This is a genomic window from Xenorhabdus sp. KJ12.1 (genome assembly GCF_963876495.1).
In the GTDB taxonomy this organism is placed as follows: domain Bacteria; phylum Pseudomonadota; class Gammaproteobacteria; order Enterobacterales; family Enterobacteriaceae; genus Xenorhabdus; species Xenorhabdus stockiae.
This window is the reverse complement of record NZ_CAWNQH010000057.1, coordinates 25,431-52,300: the sequence shown is the minus strand read 5'-3', so window position 1 is coordinate 52,300 and position 26,870 is coordinate 25,431. Positions and strand designations below refer to the sequence as shown.

Annotated in this window: 39 protein-coding genes and 1 pseudogene; 23 read left to right on the top strand and 17 right to left on the bottom strand. The window is 37.7% G+C overall.

Annotation, left to right across the window (positions count from 1 at the left end; all coding sequences use genetic code 11):
- Positions 1–105: 105 nt before the first annotated feature.
- Together AACS92_RS05515 and AACS92_RS05510 are read right to left on the bottom strand one after the other, a co-directional pair.
- Positions 106–903: a hypothetical protein gene (locus AACS92_RS05515; protein ID WP_099110331.1), complete on the bottom strand. Its 798-nt coding sequence runs from the start codon at positions 901–903 to the stop codon at positions 106–108.
- Positions 904–908: 5 nt separating this feature from the next.
- Complete coding sequence (locus AACS92_RS05510; protein ID WP_099110330.1) at positions 909–1,124, bottom strand: hypothetical protein; 216 nt, start codon at positions 1,122–1,124, stop codon at positions 909–911.
- A gap of 316 nt (positions 1,125–1,440) precedes the next feature.
- On the opposite strand from AACS92_RS05510, the pseudogene AACS92_RS05505 reads away from it, so the two are divergent.
- Positions 1,441–1,690, top strand: a pseudogene (locus AACS92_RS05505) (type II toxin-antitoxin system RelE/ParE family toxin).
- Positions 1,690–1,986: a HigA family addiction module antitoxin gene (locus AACS92_RS05500; RefSeq protein WP_099110329.1), complete on the top strand. Its 297-nt coding sequence runs from the start codon at positions 1,690–1,692 to the stop codon at positions 1,984–1,986. The pseudogene AACS92_RS05505 and the gene AACS92_RS05500 overlap by 1 nt, the downstream one beginning before the upstream one ends.
- Positions 1,987–2,204: 218 nt before the next feature.
- Here AACS92_RS05500 and AACS92_RS05495 read toward each other — a convergent pair whose 3' ends face one another.
- From AACS92_RS05495 to AACS92_RS05485, 3 genes are read right to left on the bottom strand one after another with little or no spacing between them, the layout of a single operon-like run.
- A complete protein-coding gene (locus AACS92_RS05495; RefSeq protein WP_193756941.1) occupies positions 2,205–2,414 on the bottom strand; it encodes a type II toxin-antitoxin system HicB family antitoxin in 210 nt (69 codons plus the stop codon).
- A gap of 15 nt (positions 2,415–2,429) precedes the next feature.
- Positions 2,430–2,744, bottom strand: coding sequence for a CcdB family protein (locus AACS92_RS05490; RefSeq protein WP_099110328.1), 315 nt, complete (start codon positions 2,742–2,744; stop codon positions 2,430–2,432).
- Positions 2,745–2,746: 2 nt separating this feature from the next.
- Positions 2,747–2,983 carry a type II toxin-antitoxin system CcdA family antitoxin gene (locus AACS92_RS05485; protein WP_099110327.1) on the bottom strand — a complete coding sequence of 79 codons (237 nt, stop codon included), beginning with the start codon at positions 2,981–2,983 and terminating at the stop codon, positions 2,747–2,749.
- 148 nt (positions 2,984–3,131) lie between these two features.
- Here AACS92_RS05485 and AACS92_RS05480 point away from each other — a divergent pair, with 148 nt between their 5' ends.
- The 5 genes from AACS92_RS05480 to AACS92_RS05460 all read left to right on the top strand — a co-directional run bounded on the left by AACS92_RS05480 (position 3,132) and on the right by AACS92_RS05460 (position 5,828).
- Positions 3,132–3,989 carry a hypothetical protein gene (locus tag AACS92_RS05480; protein ID WP_099110326.1) on the top strand — a complete coding sequence of 286 codons (858 nt, stop codon included), beginning with the start codon at positions 3,132–3,134 and terminating at the stop codon, positions 3,987–3,989.
- Between the two features lie 175 nt (positions 3,990–4,164).
- The gene (locus AACS92_RS05475; protein ID WP_241537955.1) at positions 4,165–4,767 is read left to right on the top strand and encodes a phage N-6-adenine-methyltransferase; all 603 of its coding nucleotides are present in this window, start codon (positions 4,165–4,167) and stop codon (positions 4,765–4,767) included.
- A gap of 130 nt (positions 4,768–4,897) precedes the next feature.
- The gene (locus AACS92_RS05470) at positions 4,898–5,131 is read left to right on the top strand and encodes a hypothetical protein (protein WP_099110324.1); all 234 of its coding nucleotides are present in this window, start codon (positions 4,898–4,900) and stop codon (positions 5,129–5,131) included.
- Between the two features lie 174 nt (positions 5,132–5,305).
- Entirely contained in the window at positions 5,306–5,557 is a 252-nt protein-coding gene (locus tag AACS92_RS05465) for a type II toxin-antitoxin system Phd/YefM family antitoxin (protein ID WP_099110323.1), read from the top strand.
- Positions 5,547–5,828: a type II toxin-antitoxin system RelE family toxin gene (locus AACS92_RS05460; RefSeq protein WP_099110322.1), complete on the top strand. Its 282-nt coding sequence runs from the start codon at positions 5,547–5,549 to the stop codon at positions 5,826–5,828. The genes AACS92_RS05465 and AACS92_RS05460 overlap by 11 nt, the downstream gene beginning before the upstream one ends.
- A 70-nt stretch (positions 5,829–5,898) precedes the next feature.
- Here the strand turns inward: AACS92_RS05460 and AACS92_RS05455 are convergent, their stop codons facing one another.
- Positions 5,899–6,204, bottom strand: coding sequence for a HigA family addiction module antitoxin (locus tag AACS92_RS05455; protein WP_099110321.1), 306 nt, complete (start codon positions 6,202–6,204; stop codon positions 5,899–5,901).
- Between the two features lie 756 nt (positions 6,205–6,960).
- Here AACS92_RS05455 and AACS92_RS05445 point away from each other — a divergent pair.
- The 7 genes from AACS92_RS05445 (at position 6,961) to AACS92_RS05415 (ending at position 11,670) form a co-directional block, all read left to right on the top strand.
- Entirely contained in the window at positions 6,961–7,206 is a 246-nt protein-coding gene (locus AACS92_RS05445) for an AbrB/MazE/SpoVT family DNA-binding domain-containing protein (protein ID WP_099110320.1), read from the top strand.
- The gene (locus AACS92_RS05440) at positions 7,206–7,556 is read left to right on the top strand and encodes a type II toxin-antitoxin system PemK/MazF family toxin (protein ID WP_099110319.1); all 351 of its coding nucleotides are present in this window, start codon (positions 7,206–7,208) and stop codon (positions 7,554–7,556) included. The genes AACS92_RS05445 and AACS92_RS05440 overlap by 1 nt, the downstream gene beginning before the upstream one ends.
- 580 nt (positions 7,557–8,136) lie before the next feature.
- A complete protein-coding gene (locus AACS92_RS05435; RefSeq protein ID WP_241537954.1) occupies positions 8,137–8,502 on the top strand; it encodes a hypothetical protein in 366 nt (121 codons plus the stop codon).
- Between the two features lie 1,462 nt (positions 8,503–9,964).
- Positions 9,965–10,417: a hypothetical protein gene (locus AACS92_RS05430; protein ID WP_099110318.1), complete on the top strand. Its 453-nt coding sequence runs from the start codon at positions 9,965–9,967 to the stop codon at positions 10,415–10,417.
- A gap of 165 nt (positions 10,418–10,582) precedes the next feature.
- A complete protein-coding gene (locus tag AACS92_RS05425) occupies positions 10,583–10,888 on the top strand; it encodes a hypothetical protein (protein ID WP_099110317.1) in 306 nt (101 codons plus the stop codon).
- A gap of 90 nt (positions 10,889–10,978) precedes the next feature.
- The gene (locus AACS92_RS05420; RefSeq protein ID WP_241537953.1) at positions 10,979–11,128 is read left to right on the top strand and encodes a hypothetical protein; all 150 of its coding nucleotides are present in this window, start codon (positions 10,979–10,981) and stop codon (positions 11,126–11,128) included.
- Positions 11,129–11,364: 236 nt separating this feature from the next.
- Positions 11,365–11,670 (top strand): hypothetical protein, encoded by a 306-nt coding sequence (locus AACS92_RS05415; protein ID WP_099110316.1) that lies wholly within the window; start codon positions 11,365–11,367, stop codon positions 11,668–11,670.
- Positions 11,671–12,397: 727 nt separating this feature from the next.
- Here AACS92_RS05415 and AACS92_RS05410 read toward each other — a convergent pair.
- From AACS92_RS05410 to dinQ, 3 genes are all read right to left on the bottom strand, one after another.
- On the bottom strand, positions 12,398–13,072 hold the full coding sequence (locus tag AACS92_RS05410; RefSeq protein WP_099110315.1) for a hypothetical protein: 675 nt from the start codon (positions 13,070–13,072) through the stop codon (positions 12,398–12,400).
- Between the two features lie 379 nt (positions 13,073–13,451).
- Positions 13,452–13,979 (bottom strand): hypothetical protein, encoded by a 528-nt coding sequence (locus AACS92_RS05405; protein WP_099110314.1) that lies wholly within the window; start codon positions 13,977–13,979, stop codon positions 13,452–13,454.
- A 130-nt stretch (positions 13,980–14,109) separates the two neighbouring features.
- Positions 14,110–14,298 carry a damage-inducible type I toxin DinQ gene (dinQ, locus tag AACS92_RS21845; protein ID WP_369800391.1) on the bottom strand — a complete coding sequence of 63 codons (189 nt, stop codon included), beginning with the start codon at positions 14,296–14,298 and terminating at the stop codon, positions 14,110–14,112.
- A 323-nt stretch (positions 14,299–14,621) separates the two neighbouring features.
- On the opposite strand from dinQ, the gene AACS92_RS05395 reads away from it, so the two are divergent.
- Both AACS92_RS05395 and AACS92_RS05390 read left to right on the top strand, forming a co-directional pair.
- The gene (locus AACS92_RS05395) at positions 14,622–14,915 is read left to right on the top strand and encodes a helix-turn-helix domain-containing protein (protein ID WP_099110312.1); all 294 of its coding nucleotides are present in this window, start codon (positions 14,622–14,624) and stop codon (positions 14,913–14,915) included.
- Positions 14,916–15,052: 137 nt separating this feature from the next.
- Positions 15,053–15,268, top strand: a complete 216-nt coding sequence (locus AACS92_RS05390; protein WP_369800390.1) for a Cro/CI family transcriptional regulator — start codon at positions 15,053–15,055, stop codon at positions 15,266–15,268.
- A 33-nt stretch (positions 15,269–15,301) separates the two neighbouring features.
- Here the strand turns inward: AACS92_RS05390 and AACS92_RS05385 are convergent, their stop codons facing one another.
- The 5 genes from AACS92_RS05385 to AACS92_RS05365 are packed head-to-tail and all read right to left on the bottom strand — an operon-like array spanning position 15,302 to position 17,094.
- Positions 15,302–15,442, bottom strand: a complete 141-nt coding sequence (locus AACS92_RS05385; protein ID WP_193756940.1) for a hypothetical protein — start codon at positions 15,440–15,442, stop codon at positions 15,302–15,304.
- Positions 15,442–15,882 carry a helix-turn-helix domain-containing protein gene (locus AACS92_RS05380; protein ID WP_099110311.1) on the bottom strand — a complete coding sequence of 147 codons (441 nt, stop codon included), beginning with the start codon at positions 15,880–15,882 and terminating at the stop codon, positions 15,442–15,444. Before AACS92_RS05380 ends, AACS92_RS05385 begins: the two co-directional genes overlap by 1 nt.
- The gene (locus AACS92_RS05375; RefSeq protein ID WP_255398515.1) at positions 15,879–16,007 is read right to left on the bottom strand and encodes a type II toxin-antitoxin system HigB family toxin; all 129 of its coding nucleotides are present in this window, start codon (positions 16,005–16,007) and stop codon (positions 15,879–15,881) included. Before AACS92_RS05375 ends, AACS92_RS05380 begins: the two co-directional genes overlap by 4 nt.
- Before the next feature lie 42 nt (positions 16,008–16,049).
- The gene (locus AACS92_RS05370) at positions 16,050–16,625 is read right to left on the bottom strand and encodes a PIN domain-containing protein (protein ID WP_099110310.1); all 576 of its coding nucleotides are present in this window, start codon (positions 16,623–16,625) and stop codon (positions 16,050–16,052) included.
- A 4-nt stretch (positions 16,626–16,629) separates the two neighbouring features.
- Positions 16,630–17,094, bottom strand: coding sequence for a helix-turn-helix domain-containing protein (locus AACS92_RS05365; RefSeq protein WP_099110309.1), 465 nt, complete (start codon positions 17,092–17,094; stop codon positions 16,630–16,632).
- Positions 17,095–17,688: 594 nt separating this feature from the next.
- Between AACS92_RS05365 and AACS92_RS05360 the strand changes: the two genes are divergently transcribed.
- The 3 genes from AACS92_RS05360 (at position 17,689) to AACS92_RS05350 (ending at position 20,998) form a co-directional block, all read left to right on the top strand.
- Complete coding sequence (locus AACS92_RS05360) at positions 17,689–18,225, top strand: hypothetical protein (RefSeq protein ID WP_099110308.1); 537 nt, start codon at positions 17,689–17,691, stop codon at positions 18,223–18,225.
- Between the two features lie 479 nt (positions 18,226–18,704).
- Positions 18,705–19,721, top strand: coding sequence for a DUF6453 family protein (locus AACS92_RS05355; RefSeq protein ID WP_193756939.1), 1,017 nt, complete (start codon positions 18,705–18,707; stop codon positions 19,719–19,721).
- A 395-nt stretch (positions 19,722–20,116) separates the two neighbouring features.
- A complete protein-coding gene (locus AACS92_RS05350; RefSeq protein WP_099110307.1) occupies positions 20,117–20,998 on the top strand; it encodes a hypothetical protein in 882 nt (293 codons plus the stop codon).
- A 187-nt stretch (positions 20,999–21,185) separates the two neighbouring features.
- On the opposite strand, the gene AACS92_RS05345 is transcribed toward AACS92_RS05350, so the two are convergent.
- From AACS92_RS05345 to AACS92_RS05335, 3 genes are all read right to left on the bottom strand, one after another.
- Positions 21,186–21,677: a hypothetical protein gene (locus AACS92_RS05345; protein ID WP_099110306.1), complete on the bottom strand. Its 492-nt coding sequence runs from the start codon at positions 21,675–21,677 to the stop codon at positions 21,186–21,188.
- 237 nt (positions 21,678–21,914) lie between these two features.
- Positions 21,915–22,205, bottom strand: a complete 291-nt coding sequence (locus AACS92_RS05340; RefSeq protein WP_099110305.1) for a hypothetical protein — start codon at positions 22,203–22,205, stop codon at positions 21,915–21,917.
- Positions 22,206–22,243: 38 nt separating this feature from the next.
- Positions 22,244–23,887, bottom strand: a complete 1,644-nt coding sequence (locus AACS92_RS05335) for a DEAD/DEAH box helicase (protein ID WP_099110304.1) — start codon at positions 23,885–23,887, stop codon at positions 22,244–22,246.
- A gap of 79 nt (positions 23,888–23,966) precedes the next feature.
- Here AACS92_RS05335 and AACS92_RS05330 point away from each other — a divergent pair, with 79 nt between their 5' ends.
- Genes AACS92_RS05330 through AACS92_RS05315 form a run of 4 tightly spaced genes read left to right on the top strand, consistent with a single transcriptional unit; the run spans position 23,967 to position 26,863 of the window.
- Entirely contained in the window at positions 23,967–24,668 is a 702-nt protein-coding gene (locus AACS92_RS05330) for a ParB/RepB/Spo0J family partition protein (RefSeq protein WP_099110303.1), read from the top strand.
- Entirely contained in the window at positions 24,668–25,342 is a 675-nt protein-coding gene (locus tag AACS92_RS05325) for a ParB/Srx family N-terminal domain-containing protein (protein WP_099110302.1), read from the top strand. The genes AACS92_RS05330 and AACS92_RS05325 overlap by 1 nt, the downstream gene beginning before the upstream one ends.
- Positions 25,339–25,986 (top strand): ATP-binding cassette domain-containing protein, encoded by a 648-nt coding sequence (locus tag AACS92_RS05320; RefSeq protein WP_099110301.1) that lies wholly within the window; start codon positions 25,339–25,341, stop codon positions 25,984–25,986. The genes AACS92_RS05325 and AACS92_RS05320 overlap by 4 nt, the downstream gene beginning before the upstream one ends.
- Positions 25,970–26,863, top strand: coding sequence for a hypothetical protein (locus AACS92_RS05315; RefSeq protein ID WP_099110300.1), 894 nt, complete (start codon positions 25,970–25,972; stop codon positions 26,861–26,863). Before AACS92_RS05320 ends, AACS92_RS05315 begins: the two co-directional genes overlap by 17 nt.
- Positions 26,864–26,870: the final 7 nt, after the last annotated feature.

The window sequence follows — 26,870 nt, the reverse complement described above, 5'->3', positions numbered from 1 at the left end:
TGACTATTTGAAAGCTGTGTTTAACAAACAAAAAAATTAATTTTCACTTAAGATGAATTTATTACGATGGAATATATAGAAAAGGTCGCATTCAGCGACCTTATTCTAGCTATCCATTTCTACCGGTGGGGGATCTATCAATTTTTCTTTAAATGACATGTACGTAACTGGATCAAAAAGGGAGAATGATTCTATTTGGTCTATTGGCAATATGTGTCGAAATTGTTCCACAGATAGTGGTTCAGAAGTTAACGTTATATTTTTTTGATCATAAATAATTGCATAATTATTCTCTATCTTAAAAGATAGGCTGTCTTTATCTCTATAGCCACTTATGAATGGTATGATTGACACCATTGCATCTGAATGGGTATGGAAATTGTAAAATTTTGCAGCATCAACCATTCCAACATATACTTTACGAGATTTAAGGGTGACCATAACGAGAAGATTACCCTCCAAGGATTCTAGCAACAACTCATTTACAGCGTCTTTTTTTGCATTATCCTTAATAGCTTTAATTTTGTATTCATAGTTTTCTGATCTATTTTTAGCTATTGAAGCTTGCCCTATACTCATAAGAACTGTTGATACAACCACAATCCATGAGAAAAAGCTTGCCGTAGCGTATCTAAATCCGTTCAAATCTGTAGCAAATGTAAATTGCATGTACGCTGCCCCCAAATATGTGGGTACATTCATAATGAACATTGCTAGATATAATAGGATTTCAATAAATACAGCCATAACAAAACCCGCGATCAAAAATTCACCGCCCTTTAAAGCTACTTGAAAATAAGCGTTCCATCCTTGTGCTTTTTGTAGCTCAATTTTTGACTGTATGTCACTATCAATATATTTGTAGCCACAGATCAAAACAAAAGTAATAAAAACAGGCCACATAATAGTTACTTATCCTTTGATAAGGCTTTTAAATTATGTTCAAAAGCTGCTATCACATCTCTGTTATTCCTATTGATCAGGACAGTACCGTCATTTCTGATCAGCAATCTCTGTGAACAATTTTCAGTATCGCTTTTTTCGTTTTTTAATAGTCTGGCCGTTTCCCTAATAATCTTATCAGGAGAAACATATGCCTTATCTATGAATTTTGTAAATGACATGGTCTCTCTCCATTTAATAGAATTTAATCGCAATGATTAAATTTCGACCTGATTCTATATTTAAGTTTACTTACAAACTGCTCTTGTATCAACCTAATAACGTCCTGTAATGCACCAAACAAAATACAATATCGATATTTTATTCTGTTAATATTGTTTTTGTAAAATTTAATCAATAAAAAATAGTAGTGTTAAGGTAATTATGTTACCTGTGTATACGCACAGTATCATCTATCGCATCAACACAAAAGAAGATTTTATCTATCAATATATTACAAATTGATAAAGTAAGGTTAAATCATTCAAACACAAAGGATTGAAGCAACTTTTTGAAAAAGGAATTACTTCAGGAGTACCGTCGCAAGATGCTGATAGAATTCGACCGTTTACAGGCTATCGATGCAGCCAATGAAATAGGTGAGTTAAACCGTCAAATCTACAAATTTCATCCGCTGAAAGGTGATCGCGAAGGTTACTGGTCTGTTACAGTATGAGCCAATTGGCGCATTACTTTTCAGTTCATAAATGGTGATGCTTACATTTTGAATTATGAGGATTATCACTAATGAGGCAGTTTAAAATTTCCCATCCAAGAGAGATTATCGCCAGAGATTTGGCTGATATGGGTATTAGTGGTCGCCGCTTTGCGATCAATATCGGAGTAACGCCTGCTACTATTTCGCGTTTTCTTGCTGGTAAAACTGCGTTAACTCCATCATTGGCAATTCGCATTGCCGCTGCACTGGGAAGTACTCCTGAGTTTTGGCTACGTCTCCAGAGTGCTTATGACCTGCGTCAGTTGGAAAATCAAATCGACACATCTGGGATCGTTTTATATGGTGATCAGGACGAAACCTTGTAGGTCACCTCAGAACATTAAACAATAACAAGTGTGGGACTACTCCAGCCCTACACTTGTTGACGGTTATCGCAGCTATCTGTAAGTGTTCGTAATTAAAAACAGTCATGCTCGCATTTCATTTCGGCTGGCTCACAATAACTGCAAATAAAATCCGTCTTCTTGGTTGTTGTGCTGTTCTGTATCAGCCTACCCACACAAGACTGTATAGAGAGATGCCTTTAAATGGGTATTTCCGATTTTTTATTCAGTTCTTGACAGTCTTCAAGATACAGTTCAATGGATTTTTTGAATTCGTCTTCCAGTTCCTTAATTGTTGTCGCCTGATAGGTGACTAAATCACGGATATACGCCAGTTTTCCGAAAAGGTAATTATCTTCGAAATCAAATTCAATCGTTCCGATATAACCTTTATAAGTCAGGTGCTTCATAGCAAACCTATCTTTTTAAATACCATCAAAGATAAAATCCATTGCTGCCTTAATCTGGTCACGGTATTGAGTAACATCACAAAATTCAGTACCTAAGGCACGAACAGGTATACTTGCCAGCTCATGAGTCATTACAGCGTATTCTTTGTCGTCTATAAGTCTGACAAGGGGAATCATTCGATCTGGACGACTGTTGTCTGGATATTTTTCAATAGGCAGTAGTGGAATAACAATTCTGCGGTTTAACTGCCCTATAATGTCGCTTGTTACATCCAGTAACAGAGGATAAACAGCGGTTTTTCCAGTATTACGATAAACGGTAAATTGCATAATTAAAACGTCCTGTATTCATCACTGAAACAACCATGTTCATCATGAAAACGATTTAATGCCTCTAGAGCTTCTGCGTTATCTTCTTGCCACTTCCTCGCCTCATAATGACGTAATTCTGCATCCAGAGCAGCAGAAAGTGCCGCGCTAAAATTGATACCTGCTTCACGTGCCCGACTCAATAAGCCTCGTTCTATAGTCATTGTTACGCTTTGTGTATTGCGTTGTTTTGCTGTCATGACTTATCTCCAATTAATTATACGTGTATAGTACACTGGAATATACACGAAGTATATTACATTTGCCTATTACTTCAACTTCATTACCTCATCAATTTGGTCATAATAATTAACGGATCTTAAATGTATAAGGAAAAGTAAAACGACTATGAATACCGAATCTCAGACAATAACTTTAGAAGCAATGTTGGAAGCTCTTGGTAATGGAGATACATCTATACGCTCTGATAATAAATGTGAATTATCAGGTTTGAATGAGCTGGAGAAACTGAGTGCAGAGCTGGAAAAACTGGACACGAAGGACATCTCTGATGCTGTTAGGATTGAAGAACTTCCTATTGTTGAGGATGAAATAGAAACCCCGGTAATTTCAAAACCTACAGAACCTCTATCTGAATCAGTTGATCTGGATTTCTATACAGAAGAAGATGATTTAGAGGCTACTCTAGCCGCACTGTCTGATGAGATTGTTACAGATACACCTTCAATTGACCCGATCGAACCAGAAGTCAAAACCAAACCAGATTCCCAAAAGATGGAAAAAAAGTCTGTTGAGCAAATAGAAAAACCTAAAAAGGCAACTCGTAAACGTGAAACGGTCACGCGCCCTCGCTTTCAGCTATCTGATTTAACCGTTGAGGATTGCGAGAAACTTGGTGTCACAAAAGAAGCCATGACAGAGATAGTTGATAAGTGTCCGGTCAAGGCGAAAGACAAGGTACTTAACTTAGCTCAATGGGCACTACGAGGTAACGAACTGTCGATATATACGCAGTTAGGGATTGAATGTTTAATCAAGAACAACACGGCATCATCTGAAATTTTCCGCCTTTACATGATGAGTAATCCGACTCGACCTTATCCAACTGCAACTGCCGGCACTCAGGCTGGTCAGTTAATGGCTGCATTGCCAGCTTTGGGTATTGCAGACAGTATTGGAAAGAATGTTACATTGAGAGCTGATAGCCCTCTGATAAGAATGTTCAAAGAACAATTCTCACAGTAAGCAGAATCATCTGAGGGGACGTATTACATCTAGTGAATACGTTTCCTTATCTAACTGTCAAAAACGTCTCACAATTGATTGTAGACGCATTCCCGACAAGCAAATCAATACTTGAAGAACAGATCACTTTCTATAGAATTATTGTTTTTAATAGGTATGTGAATACGCAATGGGAATGGCGACAACAATTAAGAATCAGAAAAGAGACAAGTCACTAAAGAATTTATGGCGAACGCCTCAGTGGTGTATCACTGCCGCCGAGACCATACTCTCGCTGAAATTTGATGTGGATATTGCCTGTAATAAAGAGAATGCGTTATTTGAGAAGTTTATAGGTGTTGAAAAGGATGCCCTGAAATGTAGCTGGGGAATACCAGATACAAAAGCCTTTTTAAATCCCCCATACTCCAAAATTGAGCCGTGGATTGATGCTGCAATTCGTGAGCAAAGTCAGGGAGTCACTACGGTAATGCTTATTCCTCAGTCCATCGATACCAAGTGGTATCTTAAAGCCAGAAAATTCGCCAATGAGATCGTAATGATTGTCGGTGGCCGTGTGGCGTTTTTGGAGCCGGATGTAACGCTGGGATTAAAAGAAAGTCGTATGAACACTGGCGGTAGTATGCTGGTGGTTTTTCGAGGCTATTCCGGTGGTATTGGCTGTATTAATCGTGAAGTTGAAATTGACATCATGAAGAAAATTGGCGGTTACGTTCCGCCTGTTAGAGCAAAACGTACAGTTAAACCTAAATCCCAAAAAGAGAATGCCGCAGCTTAGTTTAACAACCTTGCTCCCATATATATTTATTAGATTTTTTCTAAGAATTCTTAAAGAGATTAATATAAATATATTGGGAGCAAGGCATTGGAAACACTGTGGAGATGATGATGTCTGCGGAGATAAAATAATGTCAGAACCTGTTAATGTAGTTGCTTTCGTTGAAACTGATTTCACAGCCCATGTGCGCGAACGGCTTCAAGATAAAGGCCAGTCTTTTGAGCTGGCGGAATGGGCATTTCGTTGTATTCAATCTGGTGAGAATAAAGAAGAAATGCGGCAAATGGTTGGTGTGCTGGTTAATGAGGTATTTTTCCAGCGTAAGATGATTGAGGACATAGAAAACTGTATAAGAAACAAATAAAAGAAAGTATTGTTTGAAGTTTGAGATGTCATGAAATTGATATAGTAGCTCATCATAGATTAGTGAAAATTGCCGTATACTCTGCCGATAAAGATGCTTTTAAAAGCACTTTTAAAAGTGCTAATATGGTTCTTTAGAAGATTATTTGAAATACAGTTAACTGTGGAGTTCAATATGGCTTATCAGATATTAACAACAATAGCGGCTAGCATTACTGATTTAAAACGTAATCCAATGGGAACCATTGAAGAAGGAGAAGGGGGGGCAGTTGCCATCCTTAATCGCAATGAACCCGCATTCTATTGTGTTCCTCCTGAACTGTACGCTTATTATCTGGAATTAGCGGAAGACGCGGAACTAAACCGTATCGCAGATGAACGGATGACAGATTCTGAATTCGTGAGCGTTAGCCTTGATGATCTATAAACTTGAGTTTGAGAAGCGAGCGCTTAAAGAGTGGAGAAATTTGGGGCACACAATACGGGAGCAACTTAAAAAAAAGTTGGCTGAACGTCTGGAAAACCCCCATGTTCCAGCTTCTCGACTGAGTGGACGGACTAACCGATATAAAATCAAACTTAAATCGTCAGGATATCGTTTGGTCTACGAGGTAAATGATAACAAAGTAGTACTCCTTGTTATAGCTGTTGGCAAACGTGCCGATGATGAGATCTATAAATTGGCCGACAAACGATAAATGAGTCTGAAAACTAATCTGATTGCTCCCCGCTATCGGGCAGGGAGCAATCACTAAGAAATGTCGGAAATCATCTTGCTAATAATGCCTTGATGGGTTTGATATTAGTTTTCTGAGTCATCAATTGCCGTGCTTCCCAACGATCATGGCTGGCTTGTACGTTAATCCAGAAATCAGAGTCAGTTTCAAACAATGCCGCTAAAGTTACAGCTTCTTCGATGCTGAGCCGGCGTTTTCCACTAATAATCTCAGCAATGCGCGGACGGGAAAGATTAAGAGCCTCGCTTAATTTTGCTTGAGTAATATTCAGTGGCTTTAAAAATTCTTCTGAGAGCATTTCACCCACAGTTGTCGGTTCTCTTAAAATTGTATCCATAACGCCCCCTGTTAGTCTCTTTGGATTGAACTCCCCACTGTTTGTGGCGGGGTTGTTTATTTAATATTTATGAGGATCAAGGTAAATATCGTATGCTTCCCCATCCCGCCATTGAATGTTAACCCTAATACTCGACCACCCCTCTAGCACTTTTTTCTTACGACAATAGAAGTCTAATGACCTTATGGTGGCATAGGATTACGGAGCTTACTGCTTTAGCAGCTTTCAACCTTCCAATACTAACATGAAGAATCTGTCTTAAAATACGAGAGTCAAATATGCAGAACCTCATTTGGGAGAGGTCATCCCCGGCATCCATGCAGCTTTTACAAAAAATCGTGGTGTATGGTCTTGGTTGATCCATCAAGGTTAGATAGATCTCTCAAGGACACCGGCTTAATAGCATGGGTAGTTATTAGATCACTGCCACCTTAAACCTGCTTTATCCTCGGTCAAAAAGTCATTCGCCCGTAAGTTTCCGCCTTTGTCGTTGGTCTTGAGCGCAATTTATTTGTTTTCAGGGGAGGAAACGCTACCACCTAACCATCATCACCACTTACTGAATAACTAGCGGTATTTATTCAGTCGTTGGGTGATTACCAACGGGGATGGATAATAAATACATATATAAATGTATTCAATAAGTAAATGCATACATAATGGGCGTTAGCTTATAAATAAACCGATAAAGTCTTTTTACTAAACTGGTGGAGTGAGTTATACTATGTATAAACAATTAGTCATTTGGAGGCTGCTATGAGTGTAGCAATCAAAAAATGGGGTAATAGTCAGGGCATTATAATTCCAGTAAATATTCTGAATAAAATAGGTGTGAAGATTGGTCAAGTTATGGATTTGACTGTAGAAGAAGGGAAGATTGTTTTGTCCCCTCGCAAAAGAAAAGCTATTTATTCAGAAAGTTATTTGCTTTCCGGTTTAAATGAGCATACCGCTCATGCCGATGAGATCGCAAGTGTTTCCAGCACAGAGTTAGGTGAGTAATGACCCCGTATATCCCAAACAGAAACGATATTATTATGCTTGATTTTGAACCAACAAAAGGTAAGGAAATCGGTAAGTATCGCCCTGCCCTTGTTCTTTCGAGCCATGAGTACAGTAAAAAAACGGGGCTTGTGATATGTTGCCCTATCAGCACAAGCATTAGAGGTGGGGCAACGGAAGTTTCGGTTGATAATTTGGATAAACCGAGCGTTGTGGCCTCTAGTCTGATCCAAACGCTGTCATGGAGGGAAAGAAAGTCAAAATTCGTTATCCAAGCAGAACCCGAAGTAATGGATGAAGTTTTAGCTAGAATAATTCCGTTAATAGGGGCTAATGTATTCTTTGAATAAAATCGCTCTAAAAATAAAATTTCATTAAATAGGTATTTAAATACATATTGCATTTAATGTAGTTGTGTTGTTATATTGTCATCGTCATGGAATGATGCGCTCAGCGGCGGCTGTTGCTACTCAGGATGAGTAAAAAACGGGGTAGTGGGATCAGGTTTTCTGATTCCCTCTCCACCGCTCAAGTGACAAGGTTCCAGTCATTACGTAATTTTCTACATTCATTATCCCTAAATAATACTAATCCCCTCTTGCATCCATGTGTGGATGAATAAGCCTAAAGTTACAACTGGCTCAGTTTCCTGATAACCAAATACTCTAAATAATTTATTTTCTAAACTTTCATATGTATGAAAATAACCTAACTATGAAAATAATAAAAATTTCTTAATGTGGTAAACAATGAGTACAACCGCTTCTGCTTTGAATACAGATATTTCATCACTGAACATACTCTTCGGAAACAAAGACTGATTTTACATAATGCTCACGGTGGGATGATCACATCCAAAAATTCGGTTGCTTGATTGTGGCAGTTATTTTATAACACGCTCACTAAATTCTTTATCAGAGATACCCAATAATGTTGTCATCACTTAGGAATACTTTAGATCGAGTATTAAACAAACCTAGGACCTCAGACGAAGAAGAGGAGCAATACACCCCTGACCAACTCCTTTCATGGGCACAAGGCTGTATGCTTGAAGGATTACCTGATGATTTTGATGAAGCGTTCATCGAGTGCGAGAGACTACAACTCCCTGATGATAAAACGGAAATGAAAATCACGCATCAGTTTAAACTTAATACAGATTCCGCATATGAAACATTTTCCCCAGCAGATGACCTTTATCCTACTCAATGTATAGAGATGGTTTTGACAAAAGAAAACTGGAAGAAAGCTAGGCTGACATTTAATCCAAGAAAGGCTACATTTTCTTGGGAATGAATCTCTAAGAAGAACCAGAGTGACTAATGGTGATACGTTTACGAAACCATAGGTGTGGCAGTAAACGTGCTTATCACTGATAGGAAGTAAGGACAAAGGATGGAGGCGAAACTTGATGATTACCTCCACCTATATTGAATATCCTCGGCTAATAATAGCGCGTCAAATATGGTGACAAAACATTACCTATAGTTGACCATTGCTATAAGTATGAATTGATGTCCCTCTTTAGTCATATTGAATGAATCTAATTTAGCAAAATCAATTAGATACACCTATTCAGTGTTGAAATGACTAGGTCAATGAAATATCAACAAAAAATTGATTTTCAAATACCAAAAAGTTGATCTATTCGCAGGCTAACTCTTACAGTTTTAAATCCAAATTATCTAATTTGAGCACACCAATCAGAAACAACCCACATGATAAACTCCGGCAAATGACCAACCTAATTTTGCTAGGCAATTAACTGGAGTCTAATCTCCCAAAGAAAAACCAAAGAGAAATAATTCAGGTCATTTCCTGATACGTCAACATCAACAAAAAACCAGCAGAGACAGAACACGCTGGATGTTCATACGCCAAACTATGAAAGCAAGGAATTTATAGAAATAAAAACAATAGGAGAATGTTATAAATAATTTATTATGAAAAATAATAAAACAATATAAATACCTAATTTTGATCATCAAGAAAATGAAGAAAACAAAACATGGAAAGCAATAACCCATACAGTAAAAGATACTACCACTCAAGAAGATAACGAGGTTATATCTAACACAAGAAGCTACAAGAAACGTATATGAAGTGAGAAAAGTAAAGGTAGTAATTACTCAAGTATGGAGATCACTCGGTAGTCATAAAACGTTGTTCAGTACGTAGTAGAGAAAGCAGTAGAGAGAATCATAGAAAGTGGAGTATATAAGGTAAGGAGAGTACGAGGGAGCGTGTACTTTTCCCGTATTTTTTCAGCCCTGAATTCCCCTTCTCTCACAAAGCCTTCGGTGAAACATTTTCCCTCCCCTACGGTAGCACTCGGTAAGAAACGGGAAAATGTGAAATATCCCCCTACGGGAAACGGCGGTTGGCTATAAAAGGGGAACGGTTGAATTTCTGTATCGGTGTATAGGAACTGCTTTGAATTGGAAAATAGGTATAGGCTGTGATCTTGTTAGTCTAGGGGATAAGTTCCTGTGACAATATTTTTGAGATTATCATACACTGCTTCTATAGGCGTTCTAAACGGAATTAAACGGTTTTTAACTCCCTACGGTAAGTAGAGGTTGTTCACCTACGGCAGCATGATCAAGCTTCACTATACTCTTATCTGCCTTACTTATTTGTTTTTCTGCCATTGGTAAACTTTGAAAATAAATAAACAAGAAAACAACTTGAATAACAAATTGTAAAAGTTAAGATAATCACTTCAATAATGGAATTAAATAAACAAGGAATGGTTCCCATGCAAAAGATCAATCGCTCAAACCTCGCTTTCGACATGTACTACTCATCTGGTAAGAATGAAGCGGCTGGTGAAAAGATTGCAGAAATCACTACTATTGTTCGTGATCGCACCACTGGCGAAGAAGTTACTACCGCTACATTTAAACGTATTACTAGTAAGGATCGTAGCCAGAAATTCGATTTAGGCGTTATTCGCTTGAGTCGTGGTAATGATCAGTTCTGTACATCGGTAATCGAACACTACCGCAAAGATGTAGAAGGCCAATTTAAAAATCTGATGGCCGATGTGAGTGATGTTCTGGAAAGTGGCTTAAACAACTCCACTTGGATTGGCACTTATGGCCTTCGTATTATGGGTGACATTTCTGCCGAGAATTACCTGCCAGAATCAGTACTGGCTTTGGTCGGCAAGAAACCGGTTGAACAGCCTGCGGCAGAAGTAGGCAAATAACGGTCTATAGACTGACATTTTCGGGGGCGTAGAATAAAAACTACGCCCCTTTTTTCTTTTAATCATCCCTACTGCTTCCGCTTTTTCGCCTATTTGCTATTGGCAAAATACTTCCATCAAAACGATAAAATGCTAATTAAGGAACGCAGTATTGTTAAGAGCTTAATGAACTCGGAAAACAGGATTTTCCCAGATGAGTCGCGCGAAATAGATCTTTTTGAAATTATTATGCAAGTAGAAGTCGGACACTCTCAATTTGAGCTAGCAGAAGAAGAAATATATCGTAAATCTGATGGGAAACTCATTGATACGCGGATTGCGCTGAAACGTAAAGAATGGAAGAGCGGAAGACGTGTTACAACAATAGCCAAACATTACCCAATGTCAGAACGCGATAAAGCGATCAACGACATGGTGACATTAACTCAGTGGGCGATTATGGAAACAGCCCAAGAGAAAATGACGAAATAAAGAATCCTCATTTATTACATTACAAAATATCGTACCATGTATGATTCAACGCCGCGCAAAAGCGCGGCATGTTCATACAACGGAGAAACTATGGACAAAGAACTTTTTAATGATTTAGTTGAAAGTATGGAACAGATGGTATCGATTGAAAAAGGCGAACTTTCTGTCCCTAGTGAGAATATCCATTACCATCGTATGCCTGATGAGAAAAACTTGCGTGAATCTTTGCCGCTATGTTAGCGGCTTTTTTTACCCATCTGTTTCCCGTAGGCAATAGACCTCTTTCTACCCGGCTACCGAACTTTCCCGTGAAAAACCGTAGGGAGTTTCCCTAACGCAAATATTTAGTATTTTTCGCCTGCATTATGGGATGTATTGCTTGTTATGCCCGTCAGTTATCGCTTTGTAGCCGTTTCCAGCATGTGAAAATAACTCCATTAAGAAAACAATATAATTAACTAAATGGAGTAAATAACATGTGTCGTAACACATTTAACCACGGCAACGCTAAAAATCTATTTATCGATCATACTGCTCTTGAACATGATCTTGAGTTGGATAAGAAAATAGCTGAAAAAATAGAAGAAAACCGGCGTCATTTACGTTTGAAAATGCGTATTGCCGATGAAATTCGAAAAGGGCGAGAAACTTATAAGCGTCCATCAGCCTGTGAGAAAATATCACTCTCATTCTATTTATTAGACAAAACACCAATCTATTCAAACGGCACTGAATTTTTCAAATTGAATAAAGATTTTAGTCGAGAGGTTTTTTGTCTGTAATCCAGTTAATTTTTGTGTGAATTGGAATGAAGAAGAAAGCGGGGGAAAACTCCGTCTTTCTTTTGTGAGCAATCAGCCGAAGGGAGTAGGTGCAATGAGGGGAAGTAAAACCTTCGGTTGCGAAAGGGGATAAAAACTCTAAAATTTGAAAACGGCTACCTACGGGAAAAGGGCGGTTTCGGGAAACGGGGAAAGGGTCGCATCACGTTAAGGTGGGAAAAAATAGATAAAAATAACAAAATAGATAGTTTTAATGGTGATTTATATTGTTATTTAATCTTATTTGAATGATTTCATTGGTTATTATTTTTTAATGTAATTTTCTTGTATCTATTTTGAAGCATTCATCTAGCCAATCAACAAAAATGACTAGGCTATGCAGGCGCTTAGTTAAACGCAATATTTAGCATTCTAAGAGCTTTTATCTTTTATCAATACATTCTCTTGCATTCAATCTAAAAACGTCTCTAAATTGATTGTACGCGCTTTTATGAGATGTTTGATATTGCTACTTAGAAATAACAAAAACTGAAAAACACTAAAAAGCTGTAGAAATGATTTTAAGCGAATTTAATCGCTGGTTAGTGGGTTTGTATAGGAAGAAGAATAAAAACGCTGTAAGTGTGGTTTATGGCTTTTAAAACGTGGATTGCGTGAAATGATAAGACTAGCGAGAAACAATAAAAAATCCGCTACTTTGAGCGGATTTTATAAGAGCAATTAATTTTTATTTTTCGATTGATAAATCTAACTCGCTTTGAGTCTCTTTGTCTTTGGTGAAGATAGATTTTAAATATTTAACTAAATCGTTTTCTGTATTAATTTTATATTCACCATAACCCATGCTTATTTTTCCACCAGTGTGAGACACAATACCCAAACGTTCACAAAGTTTTAATGATTGATTTGTTTGCGTAAATCCGCTATCTGCTTTTTTGTCTGCTTTTTCTTTGTGTGCTGTCATTTGATCACGATATTGGCGCATAGTAAATCTAACTTTATCCGTGGTAATAAAATCTAAAATAGCCATGATATTAGACGCGCTCATATCTGATAAATCATAGTTATAAAAGCTATTAGCAACACCACGAATAATAAAACCAAACTTATTTAAACTGTAAGAGTTAACAGCAATTTCCTTTAATAAGTCGCTAGGATCTTTTTTAGTGTTTTTAATGATGAAGTATAAAGCAGAAACAGCTTTTTCATTTTTAGAAACTAATTCAGATAAACCAGAAAAGTATTTAACTTTGGTAATAGCCGCTTGTAATTCCGCTTTCTCTGCACTGGATGGAGTAGCAATATCAGATAAGCGTTGTTTGATATCGTTATATTGTGTATCTAATAATGAAGCAACGGATTTAACAGAAGAAACGATGATAGACTTAGACAAGTTAGCCATGATTTAGATTCCTATTTTATATTGTGCGCTTATTGCGCTGAAATGATTTATTTTTTATAGTGTTTACATCACTTGATGACGATAATAATAACGATTTAAAAAAACAGATCAAGCATTTTTTATATGTTTTAAATTTTTTTATTGAAAATAAAAAGTCTTAGAAATAATTTCAAATCGATTGAAGGTGTTCCATGAGGAAATAATATATTTAAATATTAAGCCTTATATTAATTGGTTGACCGACAGAGTTATAAATCGATTTTTTCAATAGAAATATGAATGTTCTTAAAAAAATGTATGAGAGTAAGAGCGATGGATCACCTTATACAAAATTTAGTTTGTTTAGGGGCATTAAACCTAGCCCCAATTTTTAGAACAATTATTCAGCTAGTGATCCATCAGCTTCGAGTGGAATTATGCGTTTTATAGCATCATACATGATGACTTCTCGCTCATTGTTGTCTGTAATTAGCACGACAGAATCATAATCACAGTTATGACAAGCCCCCTTATAGATGTCACCATTATTCATAAATACTGCCACATTTTTTTTACCGACAGCGTGGGCCTTGTTTAGTATTAAGTTAAACGTTCTTGGCTTCGGCAATGTATCTTTGTCAAAGAACTCAGTTTTTGATTCGATGATGTCAAATTCATGTCGAGGGATAAATTTTATCTTTGCCAATTGACAAAAAAGCATCCTTCGGTCAGAAAATACAATAACACCATTGCGGTTATTGCACTTCAATATGTTGCCAGTGAATACGCTACCGTCTATTGTCGTCACCTCAACGGAATATGCCCCTTTAACCGCTGGAACGATACTAAATAAAAACCCCTTATAATTTCTATCCGATTTGCGTTTGATACCATATGTAATATCTACCTTTGGTAATTCATTGTTCATTGTATTCTCTACTTAGTTATTTCATTGGTATCAGCTAATCATACCAAACACATGGCGGCTTAAAAATCAGATAGTAGCTGTAGCCTATATTGTAATAAATGCTTATATAATTGTACAATGCGAACGATTATCAATAACAGTAAGTTTGTATGAAAAATAAAGCATTGTTGGTTGTTTTTGGCACAGTTTGCTTATTTTTATCTGGTTGTGTTGACCAGCCAAAGCAAGTTCTTAAAAATGCACGGTTCAATTCTAAAAGCGCAACTAACGCCTTGAGAACGATGATTGCAGTCTCAATAAAGGTTTTGAATGCACTCACCTGCTTGCCCGATGGATTCTTATCATTGTTAACCGCCAGAAAGTTTATAAGCAATAAAAAGTGACCAATTGTAATGGTTCGCTTATTGATCCAAATAAACCAATCGGTTAAAGTGCTTCCGCCATTGGCAAAATCCAGTGGTAAGGTTTCGCAGCCTTAAAGACACTCCACTGGTAGGATGTTTCTACCAGTGTGCCTGTTATCGCCTTTTCAATGGTGATTCGGGCGGGGGAGACTTCGGTCTCGCCGGACGAGTGTCCCGGTACTGCGAACCCCGTCTGAATCGCCACCATCAATATTCATTAATGGAAGGGGTAGCAGGAATGTTCAATACCAAAAAAGACTGGCATCAAGCCGATATTATTGCTGCATTACGTAAGCGTGGTACAACCTTAGCCGCGCTCTCCCGTGACTCAGGACTCAGTTCGTCTACACTGGCAAATGCCCTCAGTAGGCAATGGCCTAAAGGCGAATGGATTATTGCCAATTACCTCGGAATACACCCCTCAGAAATCTGGCCGAGTCGTTATTTTGACGAAAACGGTCAACTTATTGAGCGAACTCTCCATAAAAAATCTCAGATACATAACACAGAAATCTCTATTGAACGTTATTAACGTTATTTAAGAAAAATAGAGATGTGATTGCTCAAAATAGAGAGCATAAAATCTCTATTTTTACCAAATCTTATGTTCTCGTCGAAACCATATATCGGACGGTTTGCTTATTATCAGGCAAAGTAGCAGGCAACTGAATGGTTGAATATAATTCAATGAAAAAAATTCCATTATCAGAATATGTTAGACAACATGGTCAGGTGGAAACAGCAAATGCGCTGGGGGTACATCAAACAGCGATTAGCAAGGCGCTGAAAGCAGAACGTAAAATATTCTTGATCCGCCAAGAAGATGGCAGTTATAAGGCTGAAGAATACCGTTCATTTCCCAGTCAGAAAATATCCATACTCTAGTGATTTTGCCTATTCCTAAATCTAATGCTGGATTTAAGTAATAAATGCAACACGTACTCCGGTAAATACTTCCATTGGTGTTAATCCGCCCAGTACCTTTCTTGGCATCATATTCAGGTGCCTTATTTCCCGTTGAATAAAAAATCCTGCATTACGCCGCAGGCTTAGAAGCATTATTTGTTCTCATCGATAAACGCTGATACTGGCAGGTTGAAACGTTTTGATAGGTTTTTCATGTGTTCTAACGTTAACTTACGTTCACCTTTCAAAATCATGCTCACCAAAGAACGAGCGCCAATTTCATTTTTGAAGCTGCTTTGATTTAGCTCGTATTGATCCATCAAGGTACGCAACATTGCCAGCTCCTGCGGTACGGCGGTAATACGTGCATTAAATTCGGCGAATTCGGGCGCTGTATTCTCATAATCAGCGATTTTTTTCGCCAGCAGGCCTATAAGCGGGTTTTCATCATCGATATCGATTAACCGCTCTACTATTTCAAGCGCTTGTTCATAATCATCGCGTTTATTGCTTCCGTCCAACAAGGGAATGGCATTTATCAGGGTAGCGCTTAACGCTACTTCATATTTCTCATAATTGCTTACAGCTATCATTCTGGATTTTTTCGGTAGTGATCAGTGAGCCGGTCATACTCTTTGTGGGGCACTATGTGTTTTATAAACACGTTCTGAGTTTCAAATTTGATGTACGCAATGATACGAAGATTGCTACCTCCGATATCAATTAGCTTTCCTCAGAAGCAACGGTTCAACTGGTAAAACTAGATAATAAATTTGTAAGCATCAAGGGCTTTGACCGTCATAGGCAATCCTTGTTTTAACAACATACCTAAAAATTCACTTGTGGACATAGGTGGATTTTTTAGTGCAACACGCTGCTGCCTGACAGCTTCCAGCGTAATGGCGTGGTTTAAATCCAAAAGGTCTGAAATGAATTCGTCTGGGTGAAGTGCTTCAATACCAAATTCATCTAAAATATCGGCTGGAAAGTCTTTCAGATTCATAGTGACTATGACTTCTGCGTTTGCACGTATGGCAGTAGCCAGTACATGGCGATCGTCTTTATCAGGTAGTTTTAGCCCTTCAATCAATGACTCAAAACCCGTAACATTGGCATCTGGCAAGGCTTTATTCATTAGTGTTGTTGTGCGTTCCAATATTTCAGGCGTTATATCAGAGCGTTGTTTCAGTAAATTTCTCTTCCATTCGTCCTGAATAGTATCCGACCATTTAGGTTGGTACAAGCCAGCCAGACCTAAATGCATCAACAAATCACGTAATCTTGCTGGGTACAGAACACAGGCATCAAGTACCGCAGGATAAGGAGAATGTTTCATCCTTTTAATAACCTAGTCCCAGTTTTTGTGCCTGATCTGCAAGTTCTTGCATAGCAGCTAAGCTATCAGCATCACGTTTTTTTTTGTATTCCATCAAATCGGAAAATAACACTCGGCGATGTCTACCCGTTTTATGATGAGGCAATTGGCCTTCTTCCAATAATTTCACCATATGAGGGCGGGAGACATTCATTATGTTTGCCGCTTCTTGCGTCGTAAGTTCAGCGTGGACTGGTACAATTTGCACTGCATTACCGACTGCCAACTCCCCTAGTATGTCCATCAGCATGGTTAATGCTGAGGTAGGTAGTTCAATTTGGTGAAATGTGTCATCTGTACCTTTAATGCTGATTTGTTGAGTTTCTAATGTGGTGGAAAGAAATGCGGCCAGTTCTCGTTGACTGCGCATTGCGATTTCGATCTCATGCTTTGCCGGAAGGCTCAAGCCGACTAGAGTTGAATTGCTCATATGTATATACCTAATGTGTTAGTGTTCATATTGAGTTTAATCGAAATAAACGAAAATCGCAATAAACGAAATGGATAGAAATTCTTTCAAGAAGTTTTTAACAACAGAGATGAAAATTGGTGATGCTAATTTCGGATCGAGGCATGAGCTTCACTATTATTCAGCAGTTCCGACATATGCAATAGAATTTTCAGATTACTTTTAATCTCTCTGTGTTGAATTCCCCGCGATAAGCTGCGGGGTTATTATTTTGGTTTCAATTGGTATCTTGCAGACGTCTGTATTATTAGATTCTGCTTCTAATTTTATGTAATTACTCTATTTTTATATGTTTAATTAAGCGTCAAAGAAGATTCATTAATGGACGGAAAATAATCACAACCTCCATAGGAGATGGCTTAAGATTGGTAACCAATATATACATACGCAAGGGATAAATATTTCACAAAGAAATTATCATATAATTAATTATATCAAAAACAGCTATAATCATGTCATATAAAAATATGCCAACTTTAGAAAAATTTTTCTATAAGTAAATTTTACGATAACATAAATAAACGAAAAATTTTGTGCCACAAGAGGGAATCGGACATGGCGCTAAAGAATAAAAAAATGCTTATCTCCTTAGTTGTGTTATTTTTGATCTATTTTATCTTCTTTTATAAATGGGATGTTAAAGAGGCTATTGCATCTTATGCTGACGATAACTGTCAGGTGAATAAAGATTGCATGATTGATTTACAGAAGATAACGCCATTTAATTGGGATAGAGCCTATATCTTTTCAAGAGGGATAACTAGAAAAGATATTAGTGATGCGATAGGAATGAATTTTCAAGACATGTTTGATGTTGGAGTGAAGTATATCTTTATTAAAGATAACCAAATCGTGTATTTTCAAGACTATTTCCCTGATCTAGATTATCGTGATAAAAATCAGGTTATTCCTAAATTTGCCGGTTACCTTGTAGACGAAGAGTATCCATCTTATTATTTTTTAACTAAAGATAATAGCCAGTTGCTGATAAAAATAAGTGATGGAGTATATAGAAAAAATAATACATTTTATGAAATTTCACCTTCCAATAAAAATCAATATGAAGAATATAACACATACAAAAAACAATGATTTTTACGTTCTTAATAAAGTACCCTTGCTGGATGGTTGAACTTCATAAAGATATTTCCGATCAATACTTGCGTTCGTTGTAGGTTGGTAGATTAACCATATAACGAACGCGATTAGCGCGATTCGGCATTCTATCAAGTGGAATAAAGTATTTACTGCTGTGATGAGCCGTTTCATTATTGAATGCAGTGACCGCTTAGACAGTCACGTTTAATTGGACATGGCGATTAAGAAAAATACTAAACAAGTATTCCTTTCTGAGTAAACTCGTATCCTTCTATATTTCGCTCAATATTCATTTTCATAAAAAATTGAATAATTAGGCCAATTTTAATGTTAATTACATGGGGTAATTAACATCATTAACAATAACTTTGTGTTATTATTTTGATGATGTGCTAGTTTTATATGCCTTATATAAAAGGCTTCTTTACTCTACACACTATACCCTGAAATTGGATATTGTTAGGTCGATTATAATGGAAAAATCTGGATTAGTTGTTTACCCATCGGATGGCGGTAAGTCCTTTTTATTAAATGAAAAAAGCCACTTATTAACAAAATTAACAACAATTAAACAGAGGCAGGAAGGAAGGGGTGAAAATGTTAAATATAAATATAAACATTTTGTACCTAATGCTGAAAACTATCAATTGGTTATAGTGCCAAGGTGCTCTTGTTTGTATTATGTATTGTATTATTTGAGAGCTAATATGTATTCAGTACCAATTACTGAATTTGATATTCAGGGTAACTATATTATTTGGGGGATTAGTCCTTATTCTCTTGATGAATTTTATTCTATTTCAGAATGGTTATTTACTGATGAATTCATTATAGATGTGTATGGATATTATAAAAACACAAAGAAAGATAATTATGGTTTAGATTTTAAGGGGGCAAATCAATTTTTAACTGTTTCCAATGAAAAAGAGCTTGGTTATTGTGTATTAAGAAAAAAAATTAAAATGAGTGCAGGGCAATCATGGAGTGTTCCATCAGGTTTGCCAAATCCAGAAAATCAAGTAGTATTTGTCCGAAGTGATAATCCAAATTGTGCTGTTTCCACTGACAGAATATACAATAAAGTTACCGTGTCTCATGATTGCAACTTATATGTGGTTGTTTTTTCCTCTGGATTTACTCCACAGAAAGATGGTTGTGGAATTCATATCTGGAATGAACGAGGAGAATTAACATACTCCAGTCGATATGTTCCATTCTTCCGAGGTGAAAATGTATATTTTAATAATGAGAATGATGTGGTTACTACAGGTTTAAAGCTCCCAATGATTAGAGCTACAGATTTATATCTTCTATGGAGTCACAGAAATAATGACTGGAACTTTTATTCGACCGCATATAAATTTCATGAAAATAAAATAACTTTAACAACAGGGATAAAAATTGGTGATGGCAATATTGGACCTAGGGGTGATCTTCACGATTACTCAGCAGTTCCGACATATGCAATAGAATTTTCAGATTACTTTTAATATTTCTGTGTTGAATTCAACGTCACAAGCTACGGGATTATTATTTGGATTCAACCGGCATCTATTGGGTGCTTGTTTAATTATTTAAGGTTATAGATAATGAAATTAAATATGATTTATCAATAGTAGTTGATGGGGTTGATTTCCTTTGAATCTAAATGGTTTTTATGATAGTGAGCCACTAAGGCTAGTGGAGAGCTTGATTCCTCTCGCCACGAGGAATCAGGCAGTATCCTATCATTCTGGAAAGCCATTTAGCTTAATCATAATGGTCATATTCAAAGTCTAATATAGGCTTCGAACGAGGCGATAGCAATAAACGCTGATTTTTCTAGTGACAAAAATTAACAATTAGAAGAAAATAATATTTTTTCTCATTTGCAATAAGATCGTACATGAAAAACGCACTAAAAATGATAATCGCAGCAGTTTCTATTCTGTTAACAGCCTGTTCACCGAGTGATGATGATATTCTAGAGGCTGTCAAAGAGCAGGTTAACAGGGCTATGAAAGACCCGACATCTTCCTTGTTTCGTGATGTTGTCATCTACCGTGATAGGGAAGATAAAGCCTATGCCTGTGGGGAGGTCAACGGAAAAAATGTGTATGGTGCTTATACTGGGTTTAAGCCATTTATAGCGAATGTGGTAATCACTAAAGATGGGATTGTTCCTTTTGTTAATTATGCTGATGAATATAGCTATGACGACTTTGCTCCGATTGTATGTGAAAAAAAAGGAGTGACCGAGGCAAATGAATACATTGAGTTGGCCAAACAAGAAGCTGAAAAAGAGGCTAAAGCCAAAGCATTAGCGGAGAAAAAGCGAGAAGCCGATAAAGAAAAAATTTTTTCGGTTATAGATCAAAATGATAAGAATAAAATTTTAAAAACCATTACCAATGATTTGAATAAAGATATTTATTCTGCTGTCATTTTGAATCTTTATAAATACAAATATAGCCCAGATTCATCTTTTATGTTCACTGTGAAAGCGACCGTTGTTGATGATAATATTTATATATCACCTAAAATTGTCGTGTTTTACAAAGATGCAAAACAGCTAGAAGATAACTCGATTTTAAATTTTAAAACAGTTTATAAGTTCGACAATTCAGAAGGCGAGTCTAAGATTGTTCAATTAGGTAGCTATTCTGAGTTGTTATCAGATCTCACCGATGAGCAGAAAAAGATTATTGAGCAGGCAAAGGATATATACGATAATGGTGTTTTCCTTATGAACGGAAAAATCAGAATTGATGAGGTAAAATATCAGTAAAAAGCTAGGATAAGGGCAATTCCCTTATCCTTAAGTATTAAAGTCGTAAGCCGGAACCACCTAATTTCTTTAACTTTGTAATGCCTTTTAGGGTTTATTTAGCTATGATTGACTGCAATGAAATAGTGGTTGCTAGCGGAGAAGCGGTCACAAACAAAGCCAGACCTTATTGCTAACGTTGATACATTTATTTCCACACTAAATAGTCGTCAACATCACCGAAATAGTCATTTTCTAACCATTGATTAGCGGATTGAGGATTTAACTGGTTAATTACTAATTTTTCTAAGGAAAAATATTCAGGGAATGTTGGCTCGCTCGCGTCTGATCTAGCTTCTAATTCTTTAATTTTTTGTAGTGCAGCATCGTGTGGCTCCACAATGGCTTCAATGACACGAATAGTTTGTCCAAACCCTTCTTTAAACAGGGAGGCAATGTAAATTGGCTTTGTAAACAGGGTATCGCTTTGATGTTCTACAATTTTAACTTCTTCAATTTCAATAAGCCGATTTTCGCTTTCTTTCAACATCTCTAGCCCACCTTTTTCATTTGTTGAAAGTATGGCGCTAAATTGAGCTTTGGCTTGTTCTGCGAGGGCTAGTTCATCAAATACGCCGATCACATAATCTGCGCCTTCATAAGGGGATATTGCTACGAGACAAATAAAATAGTTATGCATTATTTTATGATTCCTAATATTTTATTTATTTTCAATTTAATACAGAATAATACTATACAGTGCGAACATAATATTATTTTATGATAAAAAATCACAATCGATTCGTTGAACAGGTGAAATAGCTAAGTTGATTGAATTCAGATAAGCGGACAAATTTAATATTTTTGGCATGATTCGCTCCGTGTTGTGTCTGTTTGATGGAGCGAGTCATAAAGTGGGTGGAGAGGGGAAAAAGCGTTAGTTGTCGGTGGATTTCTCTGCGTTTTTCATCAATAACTCAAGCATTTCTTCTGTGATTTTGCCTGCGTTGAACATCTCGATAAGTTGTGTTTTAACACTGTTACCGGCAATGATCTGCTTAGTGCATTTATCGAAGTCTGCTAGTGTAATGTTTTCTAGGATAGCGTTGAGCACCACCTCAATACTTGGTTTAACACCTTTTGATTTCAGCCTAGCTTTCAATTCATTGATTTTAGTTTGTGCTTTTGGGGTAGCCCTGAACTGCACGACTTTTGATTTTTCAGCCATAATAAACCTATAAAAAAATACCTTTAAAATAATTATATCTATTGATTAAGTAGGTGAAAAGGTAATTCACCACCTTCCGGTAAAATACCTTGAACAAATCCCTCGGTTTCTTTGATAATGTTTCTTCGTTCAAACGAGTGTTGCAGCAGGTTATTGTTGGAATAATCAAGAAAATCCACTATAAAGCAAATATTAGCCTGCTCGGTTTTCTTGCGAAGTCCACGGCCTACACGTTGACGCAGCTCTACCTCCGCTTTCCCACCACCGGCAAGAATGACACCACCAACACCGGGAACATCAACACCCACGTCGAGTATTGTCGAACCTATCAGTACATCAATCTCACGGTGACGTAGTTTGTCGAGCTGAGCCATTCTTTCAGCCTGTTTGCTTTCACCGAAAATAAATTCTGTTTTGATACCTACATTTTCTAGCATTTCTTTTAAAATCTGGCCGTGTCGTTTAAGCCTAACAAGGATCATCACGGTTAATTTATATTTAACCATTTTTTTTGCCTGATGAACGATCAGACTGTTTCGGGCTAGATTATAAGTAATCCCTAGTTGTGCGGCTCGTGTGTATGGTGAGTTACGACCTAAACGAAAATTTCCGACCTTTTCAGACAAATCATTTTTGATATTCGCCTCATCTGGTGTGTAGTCTGTTCTTAAATAGAGAAAGTAAGGTTTTGCCAGAATGCCTTTGTCTATGAGGTATCGTTCTGATACCTTTATTCCAATAGAACCAGTAACAGCCATCAAACGCATATTGGCTTCTGCGGAATCTTTCATGAATGGAGTTGCTGTTAAACCTAATCGGTAATCAGCATTCATACACATACGACAGATATCATAAAAAGCGTTACCTGACGATTCATGCGCTTCTTCCAGTATTAGCAGATTGACTTCTTTTAGCATTTTGGTGATCGCATCACGTCTGCGGTAGTGAAACTCACGTTTTTTCTCCCATTCCTTGCGTTGCTCTTCTTTAGTAGGATAGGGTTTGGCTGCTTTTTTTCCTTTTGGTGGTAGTTTTTCTACGAACCGAGGATACTCATCAAGAAAGCTAACTAAGGTTTGAATGGTGGCAACGTTGATATAACGAGAGAAATGAAATAAGCCATCCCCGATGATCCCAATTTTCTCACCTTTTAAGTGAAGTTCACCATGCTCAGCTCGGTAATCGATGGATTTCTGAAAATTGGTTTTCATCTGGTGCATAAGCACAGAGCGTGTCGTGATAAATAGCGTCAGTCTATTTATTCTGGCTGCTGCTTTATTCGCAATGTTTGATTTGCCGCCACCAGTTGCAATCTGAGCAATCATCCCGCCTAGCTTGACCAGACGCTCGACAGTTTCATCCTGATAAATGTAATCGGGATTGTGTGGAAAGTTGTTTATCTTTGGATTGGGCTGTCCTAATGGCATAGTCATGGGCTTACGTTGTAAAAGTATCCTGTGACCGGCTTTCTCTAATTTCTTTGTTACTGCCGCAACAAAGCCCGATGGAAAACTGCGCGTTGTCCAATTGAACATTGTCGATCTGCCATCCCATCCGCTTGATTTAAACTGCGCTCCATCAACCTCATAGCTCAACGCATCCTGAACACAGCGTAAAACGCTCTCATTAGCATTTTTACTTATTAATGCGTTGACTGCGTTATATGCAATAACGATATCCATAAATAAAACCTTATATTTTTAAAAAACAGATATTATACTAGGTAAGTGAATACTTATGGAAAAGTATGGAAAAAACATAATGGAAAGTAAAACTAAATTTTTAGAGGTAGAAACGGGAAAACTTGTTCCTAACGGTTGGAACACCAACAGTGTTCCACTCATGAATATGGATAAGCTGAAAGAATCTGTTACTCGCCTTGGTTTATTTAAACCAATCATTGTTCGTGAAATCGGTGATAAGTACGAGATTTTAGGTGGTGAACATCGCTGGCGGACTGCTGTAGAACTTGGTATGCAGACTGTTATGATTGCCAGTTTAGGTGAAATCAGTGATTCAGCTGCAAAGCAAATCTCTGTTATCGACAATGAGCGATACGGTGAAGATGATGCGGATAGCTTTACTCGTTTGCTTGAGGAAATTCAGGCAGACCTTTCCTATAGCTTTGCAGACCTTGCACCGATAGACGATATTCTCAAAGAGGTAATGCCTGCTATTTCGACAGAAGCAGCATTTCGAGAATTAGAAGCGTTGAGTACTGAAATGAGTTCAGGCACTGGAATGGATGAGTCTGGTTCTGAGTCATTACGTGAACGAGCTGAAAAAGCCGAAGCGAGTTTTCACCAAACCATGAGATTTAAAGTGACGACAGACTCGGCAGAGGCAATTGAAGCCGTGATAGCTGCTGTTATCCGTGACGAGGGCATTAAAACGGGCAACAAAATGGAAGATGCCGGGGAAGCTCTTTTATTTATTGCGGAAAAATACAGGGAAGTACGTTAATGGAAAAGAAATTTGAAATTGTCTATTTAGATCCTCGTGCTCTTATTCCGTATGATAAGAATGCTAAAAAACATAATGACCAGCAAATTAAAGACCTCGCTGAAGCCATAAAAAAACGTGGTTTTGACCAGCCTATCACTGTTGATAAAAATTGGGTGATTATTACCGGTCACGGTAGAACTGAGGCATCAATCTTTGCTGGTCTGACAAAAGTCCCCGTTATTATCCGTGATGACCTGACCGAAACCGAAGTTGCTGCAAAAAGACTGGAAGACAATCGCCTAGCCAGTATCGACTATGATGCGATGTTGCTGCAAGAAGAGCTGAAAAGCCTTATTGACAGTGATGTTGCCGTTTACGGATTTTCTGAGCGTGAATTGAATGTATTAGTAGAAGATATGACCGGCTCAATGGCAACTGATGATTTGGTTGCAGATTTATCGGCTGAAACGGAACGCCAGAAAGACGAGCACGATGCAGTCACTCGTGAAGTGGCAAATGAAGACGTTCGTCTGGTGGACGTAATGGGATTTAAATCGATCCCTGCAAGCTCCGCGATTGTGGTTGGGGATTTACTTGCCCACATGGAAGAAATGACGGGAAAGAGTGGCATAGACGCTTTTCTGGCATTTGCTGAGAAAATCTCTCAGGAAATGTACGGAGAGCAACAATGAGTGATTACACCATTAACGTTTCATTCGATACCCGCGTGACTAAAACAACTCGTACACTAGAAGTTGCAGAGTCATTCGGCTTAGGTATGGATGATAAGCAATTCACTCTTTATGACAACTTACTGGTTCAAATTGAACAGGGAGATGTTGTGTATATCACTGGTCAATCTGGTTCTGGCAAATCGGTGATTTTGCGAGAGCTACAACGATTGATGAAAGACGAAAATAAAACCATTGCATCTATCGATGATATTACCTTTGATGACGGCAAAAATATTATTGATCAGGTTGGTAAAACTACCGCAGAAGCGCTGAGTTTACTGTCAATGGCTGGTTTGAACGATGCTTATCTATTTATCCGAAAACCATCTGAAATGTCTGATGGTCAACGTTATCGGTTGAAAATTGCAAAACTGATTGAGTCTGGTGCTCAGATATGGGCGGCTGATGAATTTGGGGCTGTGTTAGACCGTATCACCGCACAGGCAGTAGCTTCAAACTTCCAAAGAGCGGCGCGTAATGTTGGTGCAACCGTCATGGTGGCAACTACTCATGAAGATCTAATTAATGCATTATGTCCTAGCGTAACAATTACCAAGCACTACAAAGAGCGGGTGAAGGTGGAATATGGACGTGATAATTAAGCGGCATAAACCGGAGGATTTTCCGAAACACTTAAACTTCATGAAAGACATGGTTGTTTCGAAAGGAACGGTCGAAGATTGGCATGAGCTTAAATCACTTCACTATAAGACAGACGGCAAGCCATTTGCGCCAAGCTACTACAAATGTACATTAGGTGATCGCTTAGTGGGAGTTGTAGTGGTGGCCTATCCAAAGTTGCTGCTGGCACCACGGCACAGAATGTTTCCCAAATTGAAACCGACAACTAACACGACGGTTGCCAACCAGTATTGGGGAAAATACGTTAATGCGAATTTTGCAGTTATTAGCCGTTGTGTAGTCGATACGCTTTACCGAGGTCTTGGTGTCAGCTACCGGCTAATTAATATTGCCTCACGTATGCATGATAAGCCGATCATTGAAATTCAGTCCTCAATGAGCAAGTACAACCCATTCGCAATGAAAGCCGGATTTGACTTCATTCGACCAGAGCGACCGAAAACCTATGAAAGTGCATTGCGTGTATATCAGCGTCATTTCCGATCAGATGCCGGTGACACAGAATCAATCGTAAAAGAATTGTTTTCTATGACTGATGCTCGTAGGCGCAGAGCTTTGTCTGATCTGGTTGCTAACTATCATAAAAATTCGTCACTGGCGAAAGCTGGTCGGAATAGAGGTACGACAATTCAGGATATTTTGGACACCTTAACGACTGAGGAAGCGATCGTTAAATTGCTCAAAGAAATTCATAACCTCAGCTTTACCACGCCTTTGTATGGAGCATATCGGAATCCAGACTTCGGGAAAGCACTGCCAAATGAAATCCCACTTCTGGCATTCGATAACCAAGATATACGCTCACAATTGGATACAGAGCGTTTAAACGTGATTTAAAAAGGAA